Source organism: Micromonospora sp. NPDC049529 (genome assembly GCF_055586685.1).
This window is the reverse complement of record NZ_JBVJHT010000012.1, coordinates 245,330-271,923: the sequence shown is the minus strand read 5'-3', so window position 1 is coordinate 271,923 and position 26,594 is coordinate 245,330. Positions and strand designations below refer to the sequence as shown.

General features: G+C 71.3%; 21 protein-coding genes. 13 read left to right on the top strand and 8 right to left on the bottom strand.

Annotated elements, in window-relative coordinates; translation table 11 throughout:
- The first annotated feature begins 84 nt into the window (after positions 1–84).
- The 6 genes from ACZ6QQ_RS22925 (at position 85) to ACZ6QQ_RS22900 (ending at position 4,835) form a co-directional block, all read left to right on the top strand.
- Entirely contained in the window at positions 85–1,080 is a 996-nt protein-coding gene (locus ACZ6QQ_RS22925; RefSeq protein ID WP_465878881.1) for a helix-turn-helix transcriptional regulator, read from the top strand.
- Positions 1,077–2,078: a helix-turn-helix transcriptional regulator gene (locus ACZ6QQ_RS22920; RefSeq protein ID WP_465878880.1), complete on the top strand. Its 1,002-nt coding sequence runs from the start codon at positions 1,077–1,079 to the stop codon at positions 2,076–2,078. Before ACZ6QQ_RS22925 ends, ACZ6QQ_RS22920 begins: the two co-directional genes overlap by 4 nt.
- Positions 2,079–2,088: 10 nt before the next feature.
- Positions 2,089–2,337 (top strand): hypothetical protein, encoded by a 249-nt coding sequence (locus ACZ6QQ_RS22915; RefSeq protein WP_465878878.1) that lies wholly within the window; start codon positions 2,089–2,091, stop codon positions 2,335–2,337.
- A gap of 203 nt (positions 2,338–2,540) precedes the next feature.
- Positions 2,541–2,840 carry a Sec-independent protein translocase subunit TatA gene (gene tatA / locus ACZ6QQ_RS22910; protein WP_326558564.1) on the top strand — a complete coding sequence of 100 codons (300 nt, stop codon included), beginning with the start codon at positions 2,541–2,543 and terminating at the stop codon, positions 2,838–2,840.
- Between the two features lie 20 nt (positions 2,841–2,860).
- Positions 2,861–3,793, top strand: a complete 933-nt coding sequence (tatC, locus tag ACZ6QQ_RS22905; RefSeq protein WP_465878876.1) for a twin-arginine translocase subunit TatC — start codon at positions 2,861–2,863, stop codon at positions 3,791–3,793.
- A gap of 118 nt (positions 3,794–3,911) precedes the next feature.
- Complete coding sequence (locus ACZ6QQ_RS22900; protein WP_465878946.1) at positions 3,912–4,835, top strand: diacylglycerol kinase family protein; 924 nt, start codon at positions 3,912–3,914, stop codon at positions 4,833–4,835.
- Positions 4,836–4,865: 30 nt separating this feature from the next.
- Here ACZ6QQ_RS22900 and ACZ6QQ_RS22895 read toward each other — a convergent pair whose 3' ends face one another.
- A complete protein-coding gene (locus tag ACZ6QQ_RS22895) occupies positions 4,866–5,639 on the bottom strand; it encodes an HAD family hydrolase (protein ID WP_465878874.1) in 774 nt (257 codons plus the stop codon).
- Between the two features lie 86 nt (positions 5,640–5,725).
- Here ACZ6QQ_RS22895 and ACZ6QQ_RS22890 point away from each other — a divergent pair, with 86 nt between their 5' ends.
- A complete protein-coding gene (locus tag ACZ6QQ_RS22890) occupies positions 5,726–8,527 on the top strand; it encodes a DEAD/DEAH box helicase (protein ID WP_465878872.1) in 2,802 nt (933 codons plus the stop codon).
- 90 nt (positions 8,528–8,617) lie between these two features.
- Here ACZ6QQ_RS22890 and ACZ6QQ_RS22885 read toward each other — a convergent pair whose 3' ends face one another.
- Positions 8,618–10,687, bottom strand: a complete 2,070-nt coding sequence (locus ACZ6QQ_RS22885; RefSeq protein ID WP_465878871.1) for a S8 family peptidase — start codon at positions 10,685–10,687, stop codon at positions 8,618–8,620.
- 386 nt (positions 10,688–11,073) lie between these two features.
- On the bottom strand, positions 11,074–11,871 hold the full coding sequence (locus ACZ6QQ_RS22880) for an alpha/beta fold hydrolase (protein ID WP_465878869.1): 798 nt from the start codon (positions 11,869–11,871) through the stop codon (positions 11,074–11,076).
- 429 nt (positions 11,872–12,300) lie between these two features.
- On the opposite strand from ACZ6QQ_RS22880, the gene ACZ6QQ_RS22875 reads away from it, so the two are divergent.
- Complete coding sequence (locus ACZ6QQ_RS22875; RefSeq protein ID WP_465878867.1) at positions 12,301–13,485, top strand: low temperature requirement protein A; 1,185 nt, start codon at positions 12,301–12,303, stop codon at positions 13,483–13,485.
- Positions 13,486–13,493: 8 nt separating this feature from the next.
- Here the strand turns inward: ACZ6QQ_RS22875 and ACZ6QQ_RS22870 are convergent, their stop codons facing one another.
- Positions 13,494–14,588 carry an alpha/beta hydrolase family protein gene (locus ACZ6QQ_RS22870; protein WP_465878865.1) on the bottom strand — a complete coding sequence of 365 codons (1,095 nt, stop codon included), beginning with the start codon at positions 14,586–14,588 and terminating at the stop codon, positions 13,494–13,496.
- A 365-nt stretch (positions 14,589–14,953) separates the two neighbouring features.
- Between ACZ6QQ_RS22870 and ACZ6QQ_RS22865 the strand changes: the two genes are divergently transcribed.
- On the top strand, positions 14,954–15,985 hold the full coding sequence (locus tag ACZ6QQ_RS22865) for a LacI family DNA-binding transcriptional regulator (RefSeq protein WP_465878863.1): 1,032 nt from the start codon (positions 14,954–14,956) through the stop codon (positions 15,983–15,985).
- Between the two features lie 167 nt (positions 15,986–16,152).
- The gene (locus ACZ6QQ_RS22860) at positions 16,153–20,067 is read left to right on the top strand and encodes a phosphodiester glycosidase family protein (protein WP_465878862.1); all 3,915 of its coding nucleotides are present in this window, start codon (positions 16,153–16,155) and stop codon (positions 20,065–20,067) included.
- A gap of 90 nt (positions 20,068–20,157) precedes the next feature.
- On the opposite strand, the gene ACZ6QQ_RS22855 is transcribed toward ACZ6QQ_RS22860, so the two are convergent.
- The 3 genes from ACZ6QQ_RS22855 to ACZ6QQ_RS22845 form a co-directional block, all read right to left on the bottom strand.
- Complete coding sequence (locus ACZ6QQ_RS22855; protein ID WP_465878861.1) at positions 20,158–20,451, bottom strand: DUF1330 domain-containing protein; 294 nt, start codon at positions 20,449–20,451, stop codon at positions 20,158–20,160.
- 61 nt (positions 20,452–20,512) lie between these two features.
- Positions 20,513–21,433: a 5'-3' exonuclease gene (locus ACZ6QQ_RS22850; protein ID WP_465878859.1), complete on the bottom strand. Its 921-nt coding sequence runs from the start codon at positions 21,431–21,433 to the stop codon at positions 20,513–20,515.
- 73 nt (positions 21,434–21,506) lie between these two features.
- Positions 21,507–22,487, bottom strand: coding sequence for an aldo/keto reductase (locus tag ACZ6QQ_RS22845; RefSeq protein WP_465878944.1), 981 nt, complete (start codon positions 22,485–22,487; stop codon positions 21,507–21,509).
- Between the two features lie 120 nt (positions 22,488–22,607).
- On the opposite strand from ACZ6QQ_RS22845, the gene ACZ6QQ_RS22840 reads away from it, so the two are divergent.
- The 3 genes from ACZ6QQ_RS22840 to ACZ6QQ_RS22830 all read left to right on the top strand — a co-directional run bounded on the left by ACZ6QQ_RS22840 (position 22,608) and on the right by ACZ6QQ_RS22830 (position 25,911).
- Positions 22,608–23,723 (top strand): M24 family metallopeptidase, encoded by a 1,116-nt coding sequence (locus tag ACZ6QQ_RS22840; RefSeq protein WP_465878857.1) that lies wholly within the window; start codon positions 22,608–22,610, stop codon positions 23,721–23,723.
- Positions 23,720–24,859 carry an acyl-CoA dehydrogenase family protein gene (locus ACZ6QQ_RS22835; protein ID WP_465878855.1) on the top strand — a complete coding sequence of 380 codons (1,140 nt, stop codon included), beginning with the start codon at positions 23,720–23,722 and terminating at the stop codon, positions 24,857–24,859. Before ACZ6QQ_RS22840 ends, ACZ6QQ_RS22835 begins: the two co-directional genes overlap by 4 nt.
- 119 nt (positions 24,860–24,978) lie before the next feature.
- Positions 24,979–25,911: an oxidoreductase gene (locus ACZ6QQ_RS22830; protein WP_465878852.1), complete on the top strand. Its 933-nt coding sequence runs from the start codon at positions 24,979–24,981 to the stop codon at positions 25,909–25,911.
- Between the two features lie 7 nt (positions 25,912–25,918).
- Here ACZ6QQ_RS22830 and ACZ6QQ_RS22825 read toward each other — a convergent pair whose 3' ends face one another.
- The gene (locus ACZ6QQ_RS22825; protein ID WP_465878850.1) at positions 25,919–26,473 is read right to left on the bottom strand and encodes a GNAT family N-acetyltransferase; all 555 of its coding nucleotides are present in this window, start codon (positions 26,471–26,473) and stop codon (positions 25,919–25,921) included.
- Positions 26,474–26,594: the final 121 nt, after the last annotated feature.

Sequence of the window (26,594 nt, the reverse complement as noted above, 5' to 3'; positions counted from 1 at the left end):
GGACGACATGACGGATGGATCGGATTGCTTCCCACACCCGTGTGGGTGCTTACGTGTCGGGGCAACACTGCTAGCGTCTTGCAGGTGTCGCGGAGCCGCACCGAACGCCTGGTCAACCTGGTGATATGTCTGCTGTCCACGCGGCGGTTCCTGACCGCCGCCCAGATCGCCGCGACCGTGCCCGGTTACGAGCACGATCCGGACGACCCGCGTGACCACGAGGCGTTCCAGCGCAAGTTCGAACGTGACAAGGCGGAACTGCGCGAACTCGGCGTGCCGCTGGAGACCGGCACGGCCAGCGTGTTCGACACCGAGCCCGGTTACCGGATCGCGCACCGCGAGTACGCCCTGCCCGAGATCCCGCTGGAGCCCGACGAGGCCGCCGCCGTCGGCATCGCCGCCCGGCTCTGGCAGCACGCCGGCCTGGCCGCCGCCGCCTCCTCCGGGCTGGCCAAGCTGCGGGCCGCCGGCATCGACGTCGACCCGCAGGCGACCCTGGGCATGGAACCGGTGGTCACGGTCGACCCGGCGTTCGCGCCGCTGACCGCCGCCGCCCGGGACCGCCGGGCGGTCACCTTCGACTACCGGGTGCCCGACGACGACGTGTCGACCAGCCGCCGGCTGCAACCGTGGGGCGTGGTCTGCTGGCGGGGCCGCTGGTACGTCGTCGGGCACGACCTCGACCGGGCGGCGACCCGGTGCTTCCGCCTGTCCCGGGTGGTCGGCACGGTCCGCACGGTCGGTCGGCCGGGCGGCTACGCCCCACCCGAGGGCGTCGACCTGATCAGTCACGTGTCCCGCTGGTTCGGGCCGGTCGAGCGGACCGGGCGGGCGACCGTACTGGCCCGGCCGGGTCGGGCCGCCGGCCTGCGCCGCTCGGCCCAGGAGATCATCTCCGGTCCGGACGGGGACCGGCTGGTGCTGCCGTACGCCGACCCCGAGGCGCTCGCCGGCACCCTGGTCGGCTACGGTCCCGACGTCCGGGTGCTCGACCCGCCGGAGGTCCGGGACGCGGTCATCCAGCGCCTCAAGGAGATCGCCACCCAGCACGACGTGATGGTGGGCGGGGCCGGCGCATGAGCACCCGACGGAGTGACGTTATGAGTGGATCGCGAGCCTCGGCCGACCGGCTCGCCCGGCTGCTCAACCTCGTGCCGTACCTGCTGGCCCGGCCGGGGATCGAACTGGCCGAGGCGGCCACCGACCTCGGCGTCAGCGAGCGGCAGCTGCGCGAGGACCTGGAGCTGCTCTGGGTCTGCGGCCTGCCCGGCTACGGTCCCGGTGACCTGATCGACATGGCCTTCGACGGGGACCGGGTCACCATCACCTACGACGCCGGCATCGACCGGCCGCTGCGGCTCACCCCCGACGAGGCGCTGGCGCTGGTCGTGGCGCTGCGGATGCTCGTCGAGACGCCGGGCATCGCCAACCGGGACGCGATCGAGCGGGCGCTGGCGAAGATCGAGGACGCCGCCGGGGATCTCGCCGACGCCCCGGTCGAGGTCCGGATGGCCGGCGACGACGACCGGGTCGAGGCCCTGCACGGCGCGGTCCAGCGCGGGCGGGCGCTACGGATCACCTACTACACCGCCGCCCGCGACGAGACGACCGAACGCACCATCGACCCGATCCGGGTGCTGATGGTCGGCGGCCGCGCGTACCTTGAGGCGTGGTGCCGGCGGGCCGAGGCGGTACGGATGTTCCGGGCCGACCGGATCGACGCGCAGACCGAGCTGGACGAGCCCGCGATGGCGCCCCCGCAGGCCCGGTTGCACGACTTCAGCGCAGGTGTCTTCCGCCCCGCCCCCGACCTGCCCCTGGTCACCCTGCGGGTCGGCCGCGGTGGTCGGTGGATCACGGAGTACTACCCGTGCGAGCAGATCGAGCCGGGCGACGGCGACCAGTGGCTGGTGTCGCTGCGGGTTACCGACCTGGACTGGGCCCGCCGGTTCGTTCTCGGGCTCGGTCCGGAGGTGACCGTGGTGTCCCCGGTGGACCTGGTGGAACAGGTACGCGACTCCGCCGCCGCCGCGCTCGACGCGTACGCCGTGCCGACACCGGCCGCAGTCGGGCACTAGGCTGACCGGCGTGGTGACCTGGATCGTCCTCGCGGTGGTGTTGTTCGCTCTCCTGGTGCTCGTACTGGCGGTCCGGCCGGTCCTGTCCCGGCTGCCCGGCCTGGAACGGGCCGCGCTCGCCCTGCTGCGCCGACAGGGACAGGTAGAGGCGCTCGCCACTCGGGCGGAGACGCTCCAGGAGCGGCTCGATGTCCTGCAACGGCAGGCGGAGGTCACCCAGCAACGTCTCATTTTGATCAAGGCCAAACACGGGGAGTGATCGGCTCGCTGCCCCGTTTCGGCCCCGGTCGAGGCTGTTCGGGCAGGAAGAGGCCATTGTGCGGGTTGACGGGGCGCTTGTGTTGGTCAAGACTTCACCGACCGGATGCGACCGGATGCATCCCGACGGGTGGCACGGGCCGTGAACACACGTACGATGGGCCCCGACACTCGCAATTCCACGAAGACCGACTGGAGCTTCCCATGGGTGCCCTCAAGCCGTGGCATATCGCCGTACTTGTGGTCGTGCTGATCCTGCTCTTCGGCGCGAAGCGGCTCCCCGACGCGGCCCGCTCGCTGGGCCGTTCGCTGCGCATCATCAAGGCCGAGACCAAGAGCCTCACCGACGATGACAAGGACCTGGCCGAGAAGGCCGACGCGCAGCACAGCCGGCAGCCGTACACGCCGGATCCGGTGATCCAGCCGAGCAGCGTGCACCAGCCGGGTTACCAGCCGCCCGCGCCGCCGGTCACCGACCCGGTGCAGCGCGTCCGCGACAACTGACCCGGAGAGGCCCGAGCATCGTGGCCTTCGCACTCCGCAAGCGCGGACCGAGTCAATTCGAGCGGGCCGCCGACGGCTCGATGACGCTGATCGAGCACGTCCGCGACCTGCGCACCCGGCTGTTCCGGGCGTCGCTGGCGATCGTGGTCGGGTTCGCCGTCGGCATGTGGCTGGCCGACGCGGTTTTCGAACTCCTCAAGGCGCCCTACTGCGACCTGCCGGGGATGACGAAGCCCGACGGCAGCTGTCAGATGACCCAGCTCGGCCCGGCCGACGGCTTCCTGCTCCGCCTCAAGATCGCACTGTGGGTGGGTCTGGTCGTCGCCGCACCGGTCTGGCTCTACCAGCTCTGGGCGTTCATCGCGCCCGGTCTGCACCGGCACGAGCGGCGCTACGCGTACGCGTTCACCGGTCTGGCCGCCCCGCTGTTCGCCGGTGGCGCGTTCCTGGCGTACTTCGTCGTACACAAGGGACTCCAGTTCCTGCTTGAGTCCGGGGTCACCGGCCTCGACACCCAACTGGAGGTCACCCGCTACATCTCGTTCGTCACCAGCATGATCCTGATGTTCGGGGTGGCGTTCGAGTTCCCGCTGGTGATCCTGATGCTCAACTTCGTAGGCATCGCCAGCGCCCGGCGGTTGCTGAGCTGGTGGCGGGTCGTCATCTTCCTGTTCTTCGCCTTCTCCGCGGTGGTCACCCCGACGCCGGACCCGTTCGGCATGACGGCGTTGGCACTCTGCCTCTCCCTGCTCTACTTCGCCGCCGTCGGGGTCGCGTTCATCAACGACAAACGGCGCGGGCGGGGCAAGGAGGTCTACGCCGGTCTCGACGACGACGAGGTCTCCCCGTTGACGCACGAGCCGGAGCCGGTCGAGGCCACCGCCCGGGTCGACACGGTGGCACCGGTGGCGCCGCCGCAGCCGATCGACAGCCGTTACGACGACATGACCTGAGCACGGTCACGGCACGAACGACCAGACGGTCACCACCGCCCGGCGAACGAGGGATCGGCGATCCTCGACGCCGGGCGGTACCGTGCTCGCCGTGACCGTGCCGCAGCGCCGTGACCCGATCGGTTCCGCCTCCGTCCCGATCGGGGACGGGCCGGTGGCCGTACTGGCCAATTCGACCGCCGGCCGGGGGCGGCACCGTGACCTGCTGCCCGGCGTACTGGACCGGCTGCGCGCCGCCGGCCGCCCGGTCCGCCTGATCGAGGCGCGTACGGCCGAACAGGCCCTGGCCGGCTGCGGCGCCGCGGTGGCCGACGGCGCCGCCGCGCTCGTCGCGGTCGGCGGTGACGGCACCGTGCACGCGGCCCTGCAGGCCGTCGCCGGCACACCGGTCGGGTTCGGCCCGGTCCCGGTCGGCACCGGCAACGACTTCGCGGTGGAGACCGGCTTTCCTGCCGACCCGATCGCCGCCGCCGACGTGATCGCCGGGGCGCTCCGCGCCGGCCTGGCCCGCCCGGTCGACCTGGCCCGAATCACCGGTGCGGACGCACCGCCGCGCTGGTACGGCGCGGTGCTCGCGGCCGGGTTCGACGCGATAGTGAACGAACGGGCCAACCGGATGCGCTGGCCGCGCGGCCCGATCCGCTACGACCTGGCGATCCTGGTCGAACTCGCCCGGCTCCGGCCACGGTCCTACACGCTGCGCCTGGACGGGGTCGCGCACGAGATCGAGGCGGTGCTGGTCGCGATCGGCAACTGCGCGAGCTACGGCGGCGGCATGCGGATCTGCCCGGCCGCCGACCCCACCGACGGGCGGCTCGACGTGGTGGTCGCCGGGGCCGTCGGTCGGGGCACGCTGATCCGGATCAAGCCGCGGGTCTACCGGGGCACCCACGTCGACCACCCACGGGTGCGCAGCTACCGGGCCCGGACGGTGGAACTCGCCGCCGCCGAGGGCATCGTCTGCTACGCCGACGGTGAGCGGATCGGACCGCTGCCGGTGACCGTGGACGCGGTGCCGGGCGCGGCCCGCCTGCTGCGGTGAGCGGCCGACCGGACCGGGCCGGTCGGCCGCTCAGCCGCCGTCGGGGATCGCCAGGTCGAGGACCGCGCCCAGGCCGTTCGGCCGGCCCGCCTCGGCCGCCGGCAGCAGCAGGGTGGCGCAGCCGGCACGGACCGCGCCGGCATCCGCCGGGCTGTCGCCGACCATCAGGGCCCGCTCCGGGTCGACCCGCAGCGCCGCGCAGGCCCGCCGGAAGATGTCCGGGTCGGGCTTGCAACGGCCCACCTCGTACGAGAGCACGTACGTGTCGATCAGGTCGTCGAGCCCCCAGGCGGTGAAGAACGGCCGGATGTCGAAGCCGATGTTGCTGACCATGGCGACCGGCACCCCGGCCGCTCGTAGGGCCCGCAGGGCGCCGGCCGTGTCCGGGTACGGCACCCAGCCCTCCGGCCGGAGCAGCCGCTCGTAGAGCGCCTCGGCGAGGCCCTCCACGCCGGTGTTCACGGTGCCGGCGAGCCCGGTGTACGCGGCCCGGTGCGCGTACTCGTAGAGATCACGGTTGGCCCACACCTCGGCCAGTTGCGGCGGCACCCGGTTCGGCAACGGTCCACCGGCCCGGCCAGCGGTGATCAACCGGTCGGCGAGCACGGTCGCCCGACCCCGGTCCAGCGCGGTGCCGCACTCGGCCGCGCCGGCGATCACCCAGCTGACCGGGTCCTCCACCTGGGCGAGGGTGCCGTGGAAGTCGAAGAGCACCGCGTCGACCGGCCGGCGTGGTGGTGCCGGGAGCGCGTCGGCGGGTCCGCTCGGCGTACGGGGCTTGGGCGGTTCGGCATGGTCCGGCACGCCGTGCACCCTACCGACCGGGTCCGACCCGTCTGCTCGACGGCCTCACCGCATGAGTGGTGCCGGGACGCATTAATCTTGACCCTATGTCGAGCCCCGCCGAGCGGTACGCAGCGGCGCGCCGCCGGGCCGCGCAGGTCACCATGTTTCCCGCGTTGGACGAGTTCGCCCTCGATCTGGGGTTCGACCTCGACGACTTCCAGCGTGAGGCGTGCCAGGCACTGGAGCGCGGCAGCGGGGTGCTGGTCTGCGCCCCCACCGGCGCCGGCAAGACCGTGGTCGGCGAGTTCGCCGTGCACCTGGCACTGCGGGGCCGGCCGCCGGCAGCCGGGGCGCCGCCGGTGGTCGAGCCGCCGGCCGTGCGGAAATGCTTCTACACCACCCCGATCAAGGCGCTGTCGAACCAGAAGTACCACGACCTGGTCGACCGGTACGGTGCCGACCAGGTCGGGCTGCTCACCGGTGACAACGCGATCAACGGGGACGCCCCGGTGGTGGTGATGACCACCGAGGTCCTGCGCAACATGCTCTACGCCGGCTCCGCCACCCTGGCCGGTCTGGCGTACGTGGTGATGGACGAGGTCCACTACCTCGCCGACCGGTTCCGGGGCGGGGTGTGGGAAGAGGTGATCATCCACCTGCCGGAGTCGGTGACCCTGGTGTCGCTCTCGGCCACCGTCTCCAACGCCGAGGAGTTCGCCGACTGGTTGATCACCGTCCGGGGCGAGACCGAGGTGGTGGTCAGCGAGCACCGGCCGGTGCCGCTCTGGCAGCACATGCTGGTCGGGCGGCGCAACTTCGACCTGTTCCACGACGCCGACGCCGCCCGCAAGCACGACGTGCACCCGGAACTGCTGCGCTACACCCGGGAGATGCTGCGCCGGCTCGAACTCGGCGACGGGCGGACGCACGGGCCCGGCTGGGGACGCAGCGGCGGGCGAGGGCCACGGTGGCGCGGACCGCTGCGGCACGAGATCGTCGAGCGGCTGGAACGCGAGGACCTGCTGCCGGCGATCCTGTTCATCTTCAGTCGCGCCGGTTGCGACGCCGCCGTGCAGCAGTGTCTCGCCGCCGGCCTGCGCCTGACCACGCCGGACGAGCGGACCGAGATCCGCCGGGTGGTGGAGGCGCGGATCACCAGCATCCCCGGCGAGGACCTGGCGGTGCTCGGCTACTGGGAGTGGCTCGACGGGCTGGAACGGGGCCTGGCCGCCCACCACGCCGGCATGCTCCCCGCCTTCAAGGAGGTGGTCGAGGAGCTGTTCGTCCGGGGCCTGGTCAAGGCGGTCTTCGCCACCGAGACGCTGGCGCTGGGCATCAACATGCCGGCCCGGTGCGTGGTGCTGGAGCGGCTGGTGAAGTTCAACGGCGAGGCGCACGTGGACCTGACGCCGGGGGAGTACACCCAGCTCACCGGGCGGGCCGGCCGGCGGGGCATCGACGTCGAGGGACACGCGGTGGTGGTCTGGTCGCCGGAGGTGGATCCCCGGCACGTGGCCGGGCTCGCCTCCACCCGGACCTATCCGCTGCGGTCGAGCTTCCGCCCGTCGTACAACATGGCGGTGAACCTGGTCGGCTCGGTCGGCGCGGAATCCGCGCGGGTGCTGCTCGAATCCTCGTTCGCGCAGTTCCAGGCCGACCGGTCGGTGGTCGGCCTGGCCCGACAGGTGCAGCGCAACGTCGAGACGATCGAGGCGTACGGCGTCGAGGCGGAGTGCCACCACGGCAACTTCGACGAATACTTCGCGCTCCGCACGATGATCGGTGAGCGCGAGCGGGCGTTGAACCGGCAGGGGCAGACCCAGCGCCGCAACGCCGCCATCACCGCCCTGGAACGGCTGCGGATCGGTGACGTGATCCGGGTTCCGGCCGGTCGCCGGGCGGGGCTGGCGGTGGTGCTCGAACCGGGTGCGCCGGGCTTCGGCGAGCCCCGGCCGCTGGTGCTCACCCAGGACCGGTGGGCCGGCCGGATCACCCCGGCGGACTTCACCACCCCGGCCGAGGTACTGGCCCGGATCAGGGTGCCGAAGAACTTCAACCACCGCTCCCCGGCCGCTCGCCGCGACCTGGGGGCGGCGCTCAACGGGCTGGGTCTGGACCGCCACTCGCGGCGGGGCAGCCGGGGCCGGAGCAGCGGCGAGGACGACCGGCTCACCCAGTTGCGCGTCGAGCTGCGCCGGCACCCGTGTCACGCCTGCACCGACCGGGAGGAACACGCCCGCTGGGCGGAACGGCGTCGCCGGCTGGAGCGGGACACCGACGAGCTGCGGGAGCGGGTGTCGGGGCGTACCGGTTCGTTGGCCCGTACGTTCGACCGGATCTGTGGGCTGCTCGCCTCGCGCGGCTATCTCACCCCGGAGGGCGAGGTGACCGACGCGGGCCGGATGCTGGGGCGGATCTGGACCGAGGCGGACCTGCTGGTCGCCGAGTGCCTGCGGCGCGGGATCTGGGACGGGCTCGCCCCGGCCGAGTTGGCGGCGGCGGTCTCGGTGGTGGTGTTCGAGGCCCGTCGGGATGCCGAGGAGCGGGCTTCGGTGCCGCGCGGCGGCGTTTCCGACGCCGTCGACGCCACCGTGCAGCTCTGGGGCGAGTTGGAGGCCGACGAGGCCGCCCAGGGGCTGGAATCGACCCGTGAGCCCGATCTGGGGTTCGTCTGGCCGATCTACCGGTGGGCCAGGGGCGAGGCGTTGACCAAGGTTCTGGGCAGCGGTCACAACCTCGACGGGGACATGCCGGCCGGGGACTTCGTCCGCTGGACCCGGCAGGTGGTCGACCTGCTCGGTCAGCTCGCCAACGCCAACGGCGCAAGTGCCGACCTGCGGGCGACCGCCCGGCAGGCGATGGTGGCGATCAACCGGGGAGTCCTCGCGTACCACGCGACCGCCTGAACGGGCGGCCGGCTTCCCGGTCAGTCACTGGGCTGGGGCGTCGCTGGTGCCCGGGTGCGCCCGCACCCGGGCACCAGCGATCAGTGGCGATCAGGACACGGTCAGCGCCGTGTCATCGATCACGATCGAGGTGGGCAGCGACCAGTCCTCGGTGGCGTAGAACCGCAACAGGATCGTCTGCCCGGCGAATGCCGACAGGTCGACGGTGCGCAGTACGTAGTCGGCGCTGGCGTCCAGGTTGGTCCAGGTCGCCAGGGGAGTGGTGGTCGAGCCGACGATGGCCTGCACCTGGATGCCGTCGAAGGCGAGGCCCTCGTACTCGGCGGTGCTGATCTTCATCCAGAAGCTCAGCTGGTAGGAGGAGCAGTTGGCCGGCAGGGTCACCGTCTGCTGCAGGATGTCGTACGTGGTGAACCCGTACCCGAGCAGCCAGGCGTTGTACGTCCCGGTGCGGGGCGGCTGGTACGGCGCGTGCTGGCCGATGACGTCCGGGGTCATCTGCCACACCGAGTGACCCGCCTCGAAGCCGGGGTTGGCCAGTTTCTGGCCGGGGCTCGAACAGCCACCGGTCCCGGTCACGACCACGGTGTAGGTGGTCGTGCGGGTGCCCGACGCGCCGGTGCCGTACACCGTGACCGGATAGCTGCCCGGCGGCGTCGAGCCCGACGTCTGGATGGTCAACGTCGCGTTGCCGCCGGAGGTGACCGAGGACGGCGCGAACGTCGCGGTGGCACCGGAGGGCAGGCCGGCGGCGGAGAGGCTGACCGACTGCGGTGAGCCGGAGGTGGTCGCGGTGACCACGGTCGTGGCGACCGATCCGCCCTGCGGCGTGGTGCCCGAGGCCGGTGAGACGGCCACGGAGAAGTCGTTCGTCGGCGGGGTTCCGGTGTTGGTGACGTACAGCAGTTTGTTGACCGACCCGGTGCCGGGGTTGCCGACCACCCCGTTGGTGGCGTCGTTGACCAGCGAGTCGCGTACCTGTTGGGGGCTGAGGGCGGGGTTCTGCGCCAGGACGAGCGCCGCCGCTCCCGCCACGTGCGGGCTGGCCATCGAGGTACCGCTGATGGTGTTGGTGGCGGTGTTGCCCGTGTGCCAGGCCGAGGTGATGCTCACCCCCGGGGCGAAGATGTCCAGGCAGGTGCCGTAGTTGGAGAACGACGCCCGGGTGTCGCCGCTGTCGGTGGCGCCGACGGTGATGGCGGTCGGTGTGCTCGCCGGGGTACGCGTGCACGCGTCGGTGCTCTCGTTGCCGGCCGCGACCGCGTAGGTGACACCGTCGGCGATCGAGTTGGCGACGGCGGCGTTCACTGCGGTGCCGGCGCCGCCGAGGCTCATGTTGGCCACCGCCGGCTCACCGGGGTCGTGGTCCGCGGTCACCCAGTCGACACCCCCGATGACCTGGGCCCACGTGCCCGATCCGTTGGCGTCGAGCACCCGGACGCCGACCAGGGTGACACTCTTGGCCACCCCGTAGGAACTGCCGCCCACGGTGCCGGCGACGTGCGTGCCGTGTCCGTTGGCGTCGTCGGCGCTGCCGCCGTCGATGGCGTCGTACCCGCTGACCGCGCGGCCGCCGAAGTCGTTGTGGTCGAAGCGGATGCCGGTGTCGATGATGTAGGCCCGCACGCCCGACCCGGTGACCGGGTAGGTGTAGCTGTTGTCCAGTGGGCGGTTGCGCTGGTCGATGCGGTCCAGGCCCCAGGAGGGTACGGGGGTCTGGGTGCCCGCGAGCGACACGGTGTGGTTCTGCTCGACGTAGGCGACCGACGGGTCAGCCGCGATCTTGCGGGCAGCCTGTTCGTTCACCGTGATCTCGAAGCCCCGCAGCGCGTGCGAGTACTGGTGGCCGATCCGACCGCCAACCCGGTCGGCGACGTTCCGTGCCTTGGCTGCCACGGCTGTCCGGGAGACCGTCGAGTCCTTGAAGACGACGATGTAGCTGTCCTTGACGGCTGTCTTGCCGCCGGCCCGCAGGATGGTGCCCGCCGTGCGCGAGCCGGGGGAGCCCTTGGCGCCCGCGGCGGCCCGGCCGGTGTCGGTGGCGGCCGGATCGGTGCCCGCCGACGCCGGGGTGGCCGTCGTGGCGAGGACCAGGGCGGTTGCGGTGAGCGCAACGCCCATCGCCCGCCATCGACCGATCGTCTTGGTGGAGAACGTCATTCTGACTTACCTCCAGATGGGTGCGGTGGCACATCGAGGTACTGGAATGTATCTATAGAACGGCGATGTTGACCGCAATCGGCCTAACGGCTGGCCCGCGTCCAGTGGAGGGTGTCGCACTCGACCCCGTGGCGCTGCTGGCAGATCTTGGGAAAGCCGGTGGCGGCCGGCCGCCGGAGCTCATGGCTACCGGGATGCCTTCGGCGGCGGACACCGCGGCAGAGGTGGCGGCGTACGCGGGCCCGGCGCGGCGAGGATCGCCGTCGTGCCAGGTGGAGCGGGGCCATCCGGGCCAGCGTGGCCCGGTTCGCCTCCTCAGGAGAGGGCCGGTCCAGGTCGTGCGTCCGGTGACCCCGTCGTTCGAGGTTCACGCGCGAGGGACGAGATCACCGCAGGAAGTCCAGCACCCGGCGGACGGTCTCGTCGGGCGCCTCCTCCGGGATGAAGTGCCCGACCGGGATCGGACCACCACGCACGTCATCGGCCCATTCCTGCCAGATGGCAAGTGGATCATCGTATAGCTTCGCGACCGAACCCCGCTGCGACCAGAGGAACAGGACCGGGCAGTCGATCCTGCGGTTGTTTTCGCGATCGTTCTCGTCGTTCTGGTAGTCCAGCGTCGCGGATGCCCGGAACTCCTCACAGATCGCGTGCGCGGTGGCAGGGTCGCCGAACTGTTTGACGTACGCGGCGCGTACCTCGGGCGGGAAGGCGTCCTTCACTTCCGTCCAGGTGTCGAGCATGAAGTCGACCAGCACGCCCGGCGCAGCGGCGAGAAACTGTTCCGGCGCCGGTTCCGGGGCGGCGAGGAAGGACCAGACCCAGTAGGCGAGGCTGAATTCGCGCCCGGCTCGCCGGTATGCCTCCCCCACGGGGATGACGTCCATGACGGCGAGTTTCGTCACGGCCTCCGGGTGGTCGAGTGCGAGCCGGTAGCCACATCGGGATCCGCGGTCATGGGAGACGACGTCGAACCGCTCGTAGCCCAACTGCCGCATGACCTCGACCTGATCGCGCGCGATCGTCCGCATGCTGTATGGCTCGTGGTCGGCCGCGCTGGACGGCTTACCGCTGTCGCCCCAGCCCCGCAGGTCGGTGGCGACGACGGTGTGGCGCTCCGCGAGCCGAGGCGCCACCCGATGCCACATGAGGTGGGTCTCCGGGATTCCGTGCAGGAGGAGCACGGGTGGTCCGGCTCCTCCACGACGCCCATGGATGGTCGTGGCCGACGTCGCGACGTCGAAGACCTCGAATCCGTCGAACACCGCACACCCACCCCTCGGGCCTCGAAGCTTCGCCCGGCCATGGCCGAGGGAGCTGTCAGGTGATCCACGCCCGGCTGGCGAGGCTCCTGACGTGGCCTTCGTTGCCGAGGGCGGATGACCTCAAGGATCGCGAGGTCTCGGAACGACCGTAGCAGCGGATAAAGACGATACGTCGGACTTAGCGGATTATTCGGATGCTTACTGCCTGGTCTTGTCCGCAGATTCGTCAGCAACGCCCCGGATAGTCCACGCCCTCGTCGGATGTTGCCTCGTTAGTTGTGGGGATCGCTGGCCGACGAGTCCCGGAGGCTGGTTTCGGTGGGTGGGACAATGAGCGGTGCCGGGGATATGGGGCTGCTTCGTACCGAGGCGACCTCACAGCGGGCCACCTTCCTGGAACTCTTCTTCGATCTGGTCTTCGTGTTCGGACTGACCCGGGTGTCCCAGCGGTTGATCACTGATTTCAGTACCGACCGGCGGATCCTGCTCTCCGAGGCGGGCCAGACCCTGTTGCTCTTCCTGGCGCTCTGGCTGGTGTGGTCGTTCACCGCGTTGATCACCAGCCGGTTGGATCCGGACCGGCCCGAGATCCAGTTCGTCGTGATCGCGAGCATGTTGGGGGCCATGGTGATGGCGGTCGCCGTTCCCCGGGGCTTCGGCGAGCGTGCGGTGGTGTTCGCCGGGGCGTACGTCGCGGTCCAACTCGGCCGGTCGGTCTTCCTCGCGGTGGTCCACTCGCGTGAGCGGGTCGTCTCCGTGCGGGTGATCTGCTGGCTCGGGGTGAGCGGGGTGCTGTGGCTGCTCGGGGGCGTGGCCGCCGACCCCGGTGTACGTGGGGTGCTGTGGACCCTGGCGGTCGGCCTCGACTTCGCCGGTGCGGCGTTCGGCTGGCCGACCCCGAGACTCGGCCGGTCCCGGGTCGCCCAGTGGTCGATCGCCGGAGAGCACCTGGCCGAGCGGTACCAGCAGTTCCTGCTGGTCACCCTGGGGGAGTCGATCCTGGTGATCGGCCTGACCTTCAGCGGTGAGAACTTCGCCCTCGACCGGACGGTCGCGTTCCTGGTGGCGTTCCTGACCACCGTGCTGCTCTGGCGGGTCTACTTCCACCGCGCCGGGCAACTCCTGCCGGCGGCGATCACCTCGGCGCGCCAGCCGGCCCGACTCGGCTTCGCGATGGCGTACACGCACCTGTTGATGGTCGGCGGGATAGTGCTCGCCTCGGTCGGCTACGAACTGTTCGTCACCACCCCGCTGGGGCGCACCACCCCGGTCTGGCTGTACGCGATTCTCGGCGGGCCGGTGGTGTTCCTGGCCGGGCGGGCGTTGTTCGAGTACCAGGTGGTCGGCTCGATCTCCTGGCCCCGGGTGGTCGGGCTGGTCCTTGTCGCGCTGATCGCGCCAGCGATGACCCTCGGGCGCCTTCCCCCACTGGCGATCGGCGCGGCGGCCGCCGCGGTCCTGGTCGGGATCGTCGTCGCCGATTCGATCCGGTCGAGGGGACGAGCGACCGACCTGCCCACGCCTCCCATCTGAGCACCGCGTCAGGGAATGAATCGCACCTCCGGGAAGACCGCGCTCGGGCCATCGAGGAGGTGGCTCCGCCGGCCCCGCAGGTGCAGGTCGAAGAACGCGAGCGGGTACGCCTGCTGGATCCGCAGCGCCCGGACTGGATCGAGGGTGCCGATCCAGTTCCGGAGTTCCTCGTCACTCATCCCGATAGCCCTCGCCAGTTGGGGGACCAGCACCTGGGTGTCGCCGTACGACGAGTGGATCGCGCCGTCGGCCTGGATGTTGAGCCGCCATCCGCGCAGATGTGACCAGAACTCGGCGACGCTCGGCTCCGCTGCCCGGGTGAAGTCCGCGGTCATCAGCATGAAGGGCCGGTGCAGGTCGGTGCTGAGCGGCGGTTGCGCCTGCATCGGACCGTCGATGCCCAGCCCGGCCCGGATCCGCTGGTCGTCGCTCATGACGAGCGCGGTAGCCGTCGCACCCTTCGACCACCCGAACATGCCAACGCGACGCGGGTCGGGGGCGCCCCGCAGGCCGGCCGGCAACGGCCGGTGATCGGCGTCCGGGTTGCGCCCGGCGACGAGGTCCTCGACGCGGTCGAGGGCGAACCGAACGTCCCGGGCGAAGTCCGACGGGACCAGCGCCGGGTCGTCGAGCGGTACGGTGAGTCGGCCGTCCGGGAATTCACTGTACGCGTCATAGGTGTGATCCACTGTGACCACCAGGTACCCGTGGCTGGCGAGTTCCTGAACGACGATCGTGGTGTCGGCTCGGTGATCGTGCGCTCCGTGCGAGAACACGACGACGGGCAGCCGTTCACCCGTACGCCGCACCGGGGCTCCCAGGTGACCGGCCGTGAGTGGCGCGACCGCCGCGTCCGCCTCGAACCCGGCGGCCGTGAGGTACGTGCGCAGGACGGCGGGGGGCATCCACCGTGTCAACGGATGCCGCCCGACGTCCCGGGCGGGATACCAGAGGCTGGTCATCAGTTCGCGGTAGTGCCCGGCGCCGAGCACGGGATCCGGACGTGAACGGTCGACGACGCGCAACTGCACCGTGCCCACCGGGTACGGCCCGGTCGGCACGGGCAGGGTGAGCCGCGCCGGACCCGCAGTGGCCCGAGCCACCGATGCGTGTCCCGCCGCGCCGACCGGTACGACGGCCCCAACCGCCAGCGCCGCTGCGATCACGCTTCGGCGCGTCACTCGTACTCGGTCGATGCGCGTGGTGGGTGGTTCTGCCATGTGCCCTCCCCGTGTTGACAACGTGCCTAGATGGTGGCCGCTCGGCGGTGGCGACGTCATCGGCTCACGGAGGTATCAGCCCGCGCTGGTGGGTAGACCATGGACGTACCCCTGAAGGCTGATCCGGTGTGCCGGGCCGTGCGGTGCCGACCCGCCGGTCCACCGTCCCGACCGAGGCCACGACGGGCCACCCGGCATGATCGCGGACGTCCTCGGCCGGAGGGGGTTGCAGATCATATAGTTGGCCGATGTCACAGAGGAGGCCGACGCTGGCCGATGTCGCCGCCGAGGCGGGCGTGTCCAAGGCGGCGGTCTCTCGGGTCGTCAACGACGCACCGGGTGTGTCACCGACCACCCGCGAGCGGGTCCGGGAGGTCATCGCCCGGCTCGGGTACCGGCCCGACTCCGTTGCCCGCGCTCTGGCGTCAGGCCACGGTGACGTGGTCGAACTCATCGTGGTCGACGACCCGTCGGTGTTCGGCACCAGTCCGTACTACGGCCGGGTGACCGCCGGGATCCTGCAGGAACTGGCCGGCAGTAACGCGCAGTTGCGTGTTCACGTGGTCGAGGAGGCGGACGCACGCGCGCTGTTGGCCAAGGTCGCCGACACGGCGAGCATGGGTGTCCTGCTCGTCAACGTGGCACCGGCGCTCGCGGCGGAGTTCTATGCCCGGTGTGACCGGGTCGTGGCGATGGGGCGGTCGGCTCCGGCGGTTCCGTTCATCGACGTGGAAAATGTCGGCGGCGCGTACGCGGCGGTCATCCACCTGCACGAGACCGGCCGTCGCCGCATCGCCGCACTCCACGGTCAACCGGGCAACCCGTGCGCCGACAGCAGGCGCGAGGGGCACCGGCGTGCGGTACGCGACCTCGGGCTACCGGACATCTCCGCCGTCGGCAAGTTCCGTCGGGAGGAGGGGTACGAGCTGACCCTGCGCCTGCTGGCCGAGCAGCCGACGCTGGACGCGATCTTCGTCGGCTGTGACCTGATGGCGACCGGGGCGATGCAGGCGCTGTCCGACACCGGCCGGCGGGTGCCGCAGGACGTGGCGGTGGTGGGATTCGACGACAGCGTGCTCGCCGCCTGCACCACCCCGCCGATGTCCTCTGTCCACCAGCCGGTCGAACAGATGGCTGCCACCGCCACCCGAGCGCTGGTGAACCGGCAACTCGCCCCGCACTGGCGCTGCGTGTTCCCCGCCGCCCTCCGGGTCCGGCAGAGTTCGGTCGACGCCAGCCGCCCGGGCGTCCTGACTGCCCAGCGCCGCGAGGGCGGCTGACAACCGCCGGGATGCAGTCCCCGGATCTTCTCTCCGCACGGACATTCATTGGCTGGTCGAGGCTGATTCATCTTTGATTCGGTCAAGATCGTTAGCGTCTGGCCGATCCCGTGCCGAGCGGGGCGTGGCGCGCTTGCGCGCCTGTGTCTATGGAGTCGAGGATCCGAGTGAGATCGAAATTCCCCACCCTCGGGCGTGTCACGCCGCTGGTGAGCGTGCTCGCCACGGCGCTCACCCTGATGGCGTTTCCGGCGGTCGCGCAGGCGAGATCCGGTCAGCCGGCCACACCCGTCACCGGCGGAATTCCGCTGGTCGACACGAACGAGAAAATCGGTCCCGGAATTGGTCTCGCGCACGTGAAGGCGCTGGACCGCAGCGGCTGGTACGACGCGCAGTTCCTGACCGTCGACCTGTCGAACGCCGCGGTCGGCACGGACCTGTTGACCTCGGGCCCGGTCGCCTCGGGCGGCCCGCTGAGCGTCGCGGCCAACAGGGCCGGTGCGGTGGCCGGCGTCAACGGCGAGTTCTTCGACATCGGCAACAGCAACGCCGCGCTCGGCGGCGAGATCCAGGACGGACAGCTGCTGAAGACGGCGGACATCGGCGGACGCCAGCACGTCGGGGTGAGCCGGGACGGGATCGCCCAGCTCGTCGACCTCGCCGTCGACTCGAACGCGAACTTCGCCGGCGCGGACCACAGGGTCCTGTCGATCAATGCCGCCAACGGCGCCGGAGTACCCGTCGACGGACTGGTCGCCTTCACGGCGGCATGGGGAACCTACAGCCGCAACCGTGGGTTCACCGGCGTCGACGCCAGCCGGATCGCCGAGGTCCTCGTCTCCGGCGGCAAGGTCGTCTCCGTCGCGCCCGGTGGACCGGCGGGCTCCGGCGCGATCCCGGACGACAGCTTCGTGCTCGTCGGTCGCGACGCTGCGGCGACGGCCCTGCGCGCCCTGCAACCGGGCGACCCGGCCACGCTGACGTACGCGCTGTCGAACGACGTGGCCAGGACGATGAAGTTCGCACTCGGCAACGGCGGGACGATCGTGTCCGGCGGCAAGGTCGTACCCGGCCTGGACACCTCGGTCGCGCCACGCACCGCGCTCGGCTTCAAGGACGGTGGTCGCACCCTCGTACTCGCCACCTGGGACGGTCCGGGCGGCACCGGCAAGGGCGGCGTCGGCATCGACAAGGAGGCGCGCGATCTCGCCGCCCTGGGGGTGGAGACGGCGGTCAACCTCGACGGTGGCGGCTCCACGACGATGGTCGCCCGCGCGCTGGGCGCTACCGAGACGACCGTACGCAACGTGCCGTCCGACGGGCAGGAGCGCAACGACCCCAACGGCGTCGGCGTGTTCGTCGTACCGGGCGACGGCAAGCTCCACCAGCTCCTGGTCAAGCCGGCCCCGGCCGGGGCGTCCGGTGACGGAGGCGTGAAGGTCTTCCCCGGGCTGCGTCGTACGCTGCTCGCCCAGGGCCTCGACAACCACGAGACGCCGGTGGCGGTCGACCCGGAGTCGGTGCGCTGGAACGGCGCCGGCACGCCGGTGAAGGCCGGCGTGCTCCAGGCCCCGGCGCGCGCGTCCGGCCGGATCACGGTCACCGCCGCCGTCCGCGGCATGACAGCCTCGACAAAGGTCGACGTGCTCGGCAAGCTCGACAGCGTCGAACTGTCGACCGGTCGCCTCGCCATCGCCGACGCCACGCCCGACGCCGCGACGACGGTGAGTGTCACCGGCCGCGACGACCAGGGCTACACCGCTCCGATCGACCCGGCCGACCTCACCCTGGACTACGACCACAGTGTCGTCGACGTCCAGCCGTCCGCCGGGAAACTGAGGATCACTCCGCTGAAGGCAGCCGGCACGATCCTGACCATCTCCGTCGCGGACAGGTCGGTACAGCTGCCGATCACGATCGGCGTGCAGAACATCTCGGCGTACGACTTCACCGACGACGTGCTCGCGCGGTGGCGCAACAACAGCACCGCCGCGACCACCTTCGCCAAGGACCCCGACGGCCTGCGGATCGACTTCGCCGCGATGCGCAACGTCGGCATCGCCGCGACCACCACGGCCAACCGGGTGACGCTGCCGGGTCAGCCGCTGCGCGTGCGGGTACGGATCAAGTCGAGCATCGCCGTGCCGAGCGGGTTGACCTACCTGGGCTACACCGACGCCAACGGCAAGGGCACGGGCGTCTACGGTACGGCGCTGGTGGCCAGCGACGACTGGCAGTACGCCAGCTTCACGCTGCCGGCCAACACGACGTTCCCGATCTCGATCTCGAGCTTCCAGGGGATCAACACCAGCGTGCCCCAGCAGCGCGCGGGCACCTTCGTGCTCAGCCGCATCGAGGCCGACGTGCCGACGTCGATCGACCTCCCGGCCCAGCCGGACCTGCGGCCGGACCCGCTCGTGTCGCCCGACGGGTCGCTGAAGGACGCGGCGGGGACCTGGACCTTCGCGTCACTGTCGGACGTGCAGTTCACCGCGGACAACCCGAACCTGACCCAGGTCGCGACCGCCGCCCTGCACCGGATCCGTCAGACCCAGCCGGACCTGGTGATCCTCAACGGCGACATCACCGACCGCGGTCTGCCGCAGGATCTCGCGTTGGCTCGGCAGGTGCTGACCGACGCGGGCTGCGATCTCATCCCGGTCGGCCAGGAGCCGGCCGAGGAGAGCACGCCCGACCCGACAACCGGCAGGGTGCCGTGCTACTACGTTCCGGGTAACCACGAGTCCTACGGGCTCAACAACACCCAGTCGGACCTGACGGCGTTCAAGGCCGAGTTCGGGCAGCCGTACCGGACGTTCGACCACAAGGGCACCCGGTTCATCCTGCTGGCCAGTTCCCTGGGCACGCTGCGCGGCACCGCGTGGGACCAGCTGCCGATGATGCAGCAGGCACTCGACGACGCCAAGCGTGACCCGTCGGTACGCAATGTCGTCGTGGCCGCCCACCACCCGGTGGACGACCCGGCCGAGACGAAGTCCAGCCAGCTCGGTGACCGCGATGAGGCGGCGCTCGTGGAGAGCCTGCTCACGGACTTCCGCGACGAGAGCAACAAGGGGGCGGTGATGTTCGGCTCCCACGCCCAGATCGCCGACGTCCACCGCGTCGAAGGTGTCCCGTACGTCGTGCTGCCGTCGTCGGGCAAGGACCCGTACGGCACGCCGGACCGGGGCGGCTTCACCGGATGGGTGAACTGGTCGGTGGACAGCCGCCGCAACGCGAACCAGCAGTGGCTGGAGGCGGACGTACGGGCCTTCGCGCAGTCGATCACCTTGAACGCGCCGGAGCTGCTCGACCTGCACACGACCGCGCAACTGAGCGGCAGCATCGTCCAGCCCCAGGGAGTGTCCACCGGCTCGCGTGTCGTGCCCCTGCGGTACCCGATGTCGGTGCACTGGAGCGGATCGTCGAGCCTCGCGGTCGGCAGCGGCACCGAGGCCATCGCCAAGGCCCGTCAGGCCGGCAAGGTCGCGATCCTCGACCCGCAGACCCAGACGCTGACCGCACTGCGGCGCGGTTCGGTGACGGTCACCGTCACGAACGACTCGATGCGTCAGTACACCGACAGCGCCTCGCTCGCGCCGATCACCACCTCGAAGACCATCCAGGTCGGACCGCCGCCGCCGGCCGGGCCGAAGTTCTCCGCCGAGACCCCGGTGTTCACCGCGCAACCGGTGGGCACGTCCGGTCAGGTGCGGAAGGTCACGGTCACCAACAGCGGCGACAAGGCGCTGCGAATTCTCTCGACGGCTGTCGAGAAGACGAGCCTGGAAGCACGGGACGCGCTCCGCGCCGAAAGTGACCGGAACGTGTTCCGGCTCGACCGCGACCAGTGCTCGGGCCGCACGATCGCGCCGGGACGTACCTGCACCGTGTCGGTGCGCTTCACACCGACGCAGCCGGACGTCACCTCGACGGCGACGCTGGTGTTCCGCACCAACACGGTCCAGCGCCGCGAGTCGGTCGCACTGAGCGCGACGAGCACCGAGTTCCGGTGGTGGAGCCCGGCCGGCGACGGTCCGGTCGGGTACCTGAACCCGACCGGCTCGCCCCGCTCCGAATAGGTCCGCAAGCGGTTCGGATCGGGTTTCACAGACCGGTACCGGGGTCGGGTCGGGCGCACCATGCCCCACCCGACCCCGCTCCAGTGGGCGTCAGTCCGCTACGCCGTTCATGATCCGGATGTCGCGCTCGGCACCGTCGCCGAGCTCCGCGAGCGCCTCCTGGTACGCGCTACTGCGATAGGCCGCGACCGCGGCATCGGCGCTGTCGAAACGGATGACGGTGGTGCGCAGGGCAGCGGATCCCTCCAACACGTGTACGGGGATGCCGCGGGCGAGGAACACTCCGCCCGCGGCCCGTATCGCCGGCACGGCCAACTCGATGTAGCGGGCGAGCCTGGCCTCGTCGTGGATGGCGGTGAACGTGTTGATCCAGTAGGCAGTCATGACCCGATCATGCCGTCGAGGTCAACTCGTACCCCACGAGCACCGCGGTCACGTCCGCGACTCAGCGGTCGGCGGCCAACGCGTCGACCAGGCGGCGGCAGGAACCGGCCAGGTTCCACTTCTCGGCCAGCGCGAACAGCCGCTCCGGGTCCGCCGGAACCGTCGGCAGCCGGGTGTCGAGCGCCGGCAGCGGGACGTCCAGCGCCACCCGTACCACCTGCGGGGCGACCGCGAGGTAGTCGTGGGCGGCGACGAGCTTCGTCCGCAGCCCCGGTGCGAAACCGGACCCGGGCTCGTCGAGGGCGGCGAGGATGCCGGCCAGGCTGCCGTACCGTTCGATCAGCCGGGCGGCGGTCTTCTCACCCACCCCGGCGACCCCGGGCAGGCCGTCGCTCGGGTCACCGCGCAGCGCGGCGAAGTCGGCGTAGCCGGCGGCGGGCACGCCGTACTTGGCGCGCACCGCCGCGTCGTCGCAGTCCTCCAGCTTGGCCACGCCCCGGCCGCAGTAGAGCAGCCGTACCCCACGCTCGTCGTCGATGAGCTGGAACAGGTCCCGGTCGCCGGAGGCCACCTCGACCGGTCCGGGCTGGGTGGCGGACAGGGTGCCGAGCACGTCGTCCGCCTCGTACCCGTCGGCACCGATCGCCGGGATCCCGATCGCCGCCAGCACCTCCAGCAGCAGCGGCACCTGGGGGGCCAGGGTGTCGGGCACCACCTCGCCACCGGCCGGCGCGACCCGGTGCGCCTTGTACGACGGCAGCAGCGCCACCCGGAAGGCCGGTCGCCAGTCGTAGTCCAGCGCGCACACCAGCCGGTCCGGCCGCCGGCTGCGCACCAGTGAGGCGATCATGTCGAGGAAGCCCCGGACGGCGTTGACCGGGCTGCCGTCGGGCGCCCGTGCGGCGGACTCCGGAATGCCGAAGTAGGCCCGGAAGTAGAGGCTGGGCGCGTCGACGAGGAGCAGGGGGCGTCGGTCGGTCACACCCGACAGCCTGGCACAGTCGTGGCCGGCGCCGGAGCCGACGCCCCGGTACCGGCCCCGACCGGTCGTACGCTCAGGAGTGGCCCCTGACCGGGTGCGGCCGGTAGGGCGCCTCCAGTGCGGCCCGTTCGTCCTCGTCGAGCCGTACCCCGACCGCGGCGACCGCGTCCTCGATGTGGCCGGGCTTGGTCACGCCGACGATCGGCGCGGTGACCGCGGGCTGGTGCAGCAGCCAGGCGAGGGCCACCTGCGCCGACGGCAGTCCGCGCTGCTCGGCGAGCCGGGCGACCGCGTCGACCACGGCGAAGTCCGAGTCGTCGTAGAGCGTGTCGGCGATGCCGTCGGAGTGGGCCCGGGTGGTACGCCGGTCGCCGTCGCGGCCACGCGTGCCGGCGAGCACCCCACGGGCCAGCGGGCTCCACGGGATGACGCCGACGCCCTGGTCCAGGCAGAGCGGCAGCATCTCCCGCTCCTCCTCCCGGTAGACGAGGTTGTAGTGCGGTTGCATGGAGCTGAACGGGGTCCAGCCGTTCATCCGGGCGACGTGTTGGGCCTTGGCGAACTGCCAGGCGTACATGCTGGAGGCGCCGAGGTAGCGGGCCTTGCCGGCGCGGACCACGTCGTGCAACGCCGACATGGTCTCCTCGATCGGGGTGTCGTAGTCCCACCGGTGGGTCTGGTAGAGGTCGACGTGGTCGGTGCCGAGGCGGCGCAGCGAGTCGTCGATCGAGGCGAGGACGTGCTTGCGGGACAGGCCGCGCTCGTTCGGCCCGTCACCCATCGGCTGGTAGACCTTGGTGGCCAGGACGTAGTCGTCCCGGCGGTCGAACAGCTTGGCCAGCAGCCTGCCGGTGACCTCCTCGCTGGCGCCGAGGGAGTACATGTCGGCGGTGTCGAAGAAGGTGACGCCGAGTTCGACCGCGCGGCGGACCAGCGGGTGGGCGGCCTCCTCGTCGAGCACCCAGTCCCGCCAGGTCGGCGAGCCGTAGCTCATCATCCCCAGGCAGACCCGCGACACCCGCAGGCCGGTCGCGCCGAGCCGTACGTATTCCATTGTCATGGTGACGAGCGTATGTGCCCCGATGTCTGCTAGCCGACCCTGTGGCTCGGGGATCCATTCCCCTCCACCTCCTCGGGTGACGACCCTCACCCGAACGACCGTTAAGCTATCGGTGTGCGTACCGACGACCTCTACCCACCGCAGCGGCTGGCCGCAGCCCAACGGGCCACCGCCCGCGCCGGTCTGGACGCGCTGCTCGTCACCCCCGGCTCCGACCTGCGCTACCTGACCGGTTACCACGCGCACGCGCAGGAGCGGCTCACCTGCCTGGTGCTGCCCGCCCACGGCGAACCGACGCTGGTCGTACCGGCCCTGGAGCGGCCGGCCGCGCAGGCGTCCCCGGCACCCGGCACCGGCGTACGCATCGTCGCGCACGACGACGGCACCGACCCGTACCCGTTGGTCGTGGCCGCCCTCGGCGGGCCGGTCGGCACCGTGGGTCTGGGCAACCGGATGTGGGCCGAGCAGGTGCTGGCGCTGCGGGACGCGCTGCCCGGCAGCACCCAGCGCCTCGCCGGCGAGGTGCTGCGCGAACTGCGGCTGCGCAAGTCGCCGGCCGAGGTGGCCGCGCTGCGCGAGGCCGGCGCGGCGATCGACTCGGTGCACGACCGGATGGGGCAGTGGCTGCGGCCGGGGCGGACCGAGGCCGAGGTCGGCGCCGACATCGCCACCGCGATCCGGGCAGCCGGCCACGCGAGCGTGGACTTCGTCATCGTCGCCGCCGGAGAAAACGGCGCCAGCCCGCACCACGCCACCTCGTCGCGTCGGATCGACGCGGGTGAACCCGTGGTGGTCGACATCGGCGGGACCATGCCCACCGGCTACTGCTCCGACGCGACCCGCACCTACGTCGTCGGCGCCGACGCGCCGTCGGACTTCGTCGACTACTACCGGGTGCTGTACGCCGCCCAGCGCGCCGCCGTCGCGGCCGTCCGTCCCGGCGTACCCGCCGAGGCGGTCGACGCCGCCGCCCGCGACCTGATCACCGAGGCCGGGTACGGGCCGGAGTTCCTGCACCGCACCGGCCACGGCATCGGGCTGGACGGGCACGAGGACCCCTACCTGGTGACCGGCAACGACCGGCCGCTGGAGCCCGGCATGGTCTTCTCGATCGAGCCGGGCATCTACCGGGCCGGGCGACACGGCGCCCGGATCGAGGACATCGTCGTCTGCACCGTGGACGGCGTCGAACGACTCAACACCATCCCGACGGAGCTGGTGCAGCTATGACGGTCGACCGCATCCTCCCGACCGAAGAGGCGTACGAGCTGCTCGAGCTCGTCACCGAGTTGGCCGACCGCGAACTCGCGCCCCGCGCCGCCGACTTCGAGGCCCGGGGCGAGTTCCCCCGGGAGGTGCTGCGCACACTGGGCCGCAGCGGCCTGCTCGGCCTGCCCTACCCGCAGGAGCACGGCGGAGCCGACCAGCCGTACGAGGTCTACCTGCAGGTGCTGGAGATCCTCGCCAGCCGGTGGCTCGCGGTCGCCGAGGCGGTCAGCGTGCACACCCTGTCCTGCTACCCGACCGCCGCGTACGGCACCGAACAGCAGCGCAAACTGCTGCCGGACCTGATCGGCGGCGAACTGCTCGGGGCGTACTGCCTCTCCGAGCCGCAGGGCGGTTCGGACGCCGCCGCGCTGAGCACCCGGGCGGTCCGCGACGGCGACCACTACCGGGTGACCGGCACCAAGGCATGGATCACCCACGCCGCCACCGCGGACTTCTACAACGTCTTCTGCCGGACCGGCGGGCCGGGCGCCGACGGTATCTCCTGCCTGCTCGCCCCCGCCCGTGGTACCGGCATCGAGCCGCAGCGGGCGGAGCGGACGATGGGCCTGCGGTCGTCGCCGGTCGCCCAGATCGTGTTCGACGACGCCCCGGTGCCGGCCGACCGGCTGATCGGGGAGGAGGGTGAGGGTTTCCGGATCGCCATGGCCGCGCTCGACTCGGGCCGGCTCGGGATCGCCGCCTGTGCGGTCGGGCTGGCCCAGGCGGCCCTGGACTACGCCGCCGGATACGCCCGCGAGCGCCAGCAGTTCGGTCGCGCCATCATCGACTTCCAGGGACTGGGGTTCATGCTCGCCGACATGGCCACCCAGGTGTCGGCGGCGCGGGCACTGACCCTGGCGGCGGCCCGGTTGCGCGATGCCGGGCGGCCGTACCGGATCGAGGCGGCCAAGGCCAAGCTCTTCGCCACCGACACCGCGATGCGGGTGACCACGGACGCGGTACAGGTGCTCGGTGGTGCCGGTTACGTCGCCGACCACCCGGTCGAGCGCTACTTCCGCGAGGCGAAGGTGTTGCAGATCGTTGAGGGGACCAACCAGATCCAGCGGATGGTGATCGCCCGCTCGCTCGCCCGCTGAGCGGGGCCGGTCCCCGAACCGGCTGCCTCGTCATGGATTGCGGCAAAAGCCCGGTCTGACATCTCGGAGGCTGCGGCCTTTGTGGACAGCTCGCGCCCGTCGCCCTCATGCTGGGCTGCATGGACGAGAGTAAATGGAGTGCCAGTCGCATCCCGGACCAGACCGGGCGGACCTTCGTCGTCACCGGGGCCAACAGTGGCCTCGGCCTGGCGACCTCCCGCCAACTTGCCCGACGTGGTGCGCACGTCATCATGGCGGTGCGCAACGAGGCCAAGGGCCGGCAGGCGGTTGCCGGTCTCACCGCCGCTCAGCCGGATGCCCGCCTCGAACTGCGCCTTCTCGACCTCGCCGATCTCGATTCGGTGCGGACGTTCGCGAATCGGATCCACGCCGACGGCGTACCGGTCGACGTCCTGGTCAACAACGCCGGCGTGATGATGCCGCCGCGCACACTGAGCCCGCAGGGCCACGAGATCCAGTTCGGAATCAACTACCTCGGTCACTTCGCGCTCACCGGCCTGCTGTTGGGTGTCCTGCAGCAACGCGATGATCCGCGGGTGGTCACCATCAGCTCGGTTCTGCACCGGTTCGGCCGCATCCGCTTCGACGACCTGACCGGCGCCCGGAAGTACTCGTCGTTCGGCTTCTACGCCCAGTCCAAGTTCGCCAGCACCCTGTTCGGGCTCGAACTCGACCGGCGTCTGCGGGCGTCGGGCAGTCCGGTGCGCAGCGTGCTGGCCCACCCCGGCTACACGGCCACGAACCTGCAGAGCACCGCACCGACCGGCCTGACGAAACTGCTGGGTAGTGCCACCAACCGGCTCCTCGGTCAGAACGTCGAGGTGGGGGCGCTGCCGCAGTTGTACGCGGCCACCGATCCGGGCGCCGAGAGTGGACAGTTCATCGGCCCGGACGGGCCGGGCGAGAGTCGGGGCTACCCGAAGCGGGTCCGGCCGGTGGCGTCCGCCGGGGACCCGGCGACCGCCGCACGGCTCTGGCGACTTTCCGAGGAGTTGACCGGTGTCCGCTACGACCTGCCGGCGGCCGTGTGAAACCGGGTCACAGGGACTTGTGGTAGATCACGAAGTCACACGGGGTGGCGAGGTACGGCCGCAGGTCGGGGTGCGCCTCGTCGAGTCGGCCCTTGCCCACCTCGCGGTAGCCGATGCGGGTGTACCAGCCGCGCAGGAACTCCTTGCTCGGATGCGCCCAGGTCTGCGGGACGAGGAGTTCGAGCTGCATCCGGGCGAGTCCGAGGTCCCGCGCCCAGCGCTCGGCGAAGGCGACCAGCTCCCGGCCGATGCCGACCCCTCGGTGCCGCGGGCTGGCCGAGAGCATGCCGAACTCACCCTCGCCGCCGGGCAGGCGCTGGAACCGTACGGTGCCGACCAGGTGGCCGTCGATCCGGGCCACGGCGAGCTGACCGGCGCGGATCAGGGTCTGCACCTCGGTCGGGCCGGTCCGGGCGGCGCCGTCGAGCCACAGCCCCTTCTCGGCGTCGGCGTACACCCGGTTGATCAGGTCGACGACCGACGCCACGAACTCGCGATCGTCGGCCTCGGCCGCAAGCGCGGTCGAGATGGCCAGCGCCGGCTCGGGTTCGGTTCCTCGCATCGCGCTCTTCTCCTTCTCCGTGTCCGTGTTCCGGATCGCGGCCGGCGGCGCTCGCACCGGCCCGCGTCCGGCGCGGGGGTGGACCGGGCGGCGTCGAGGTGAGCTGCGACACTACCGGTAC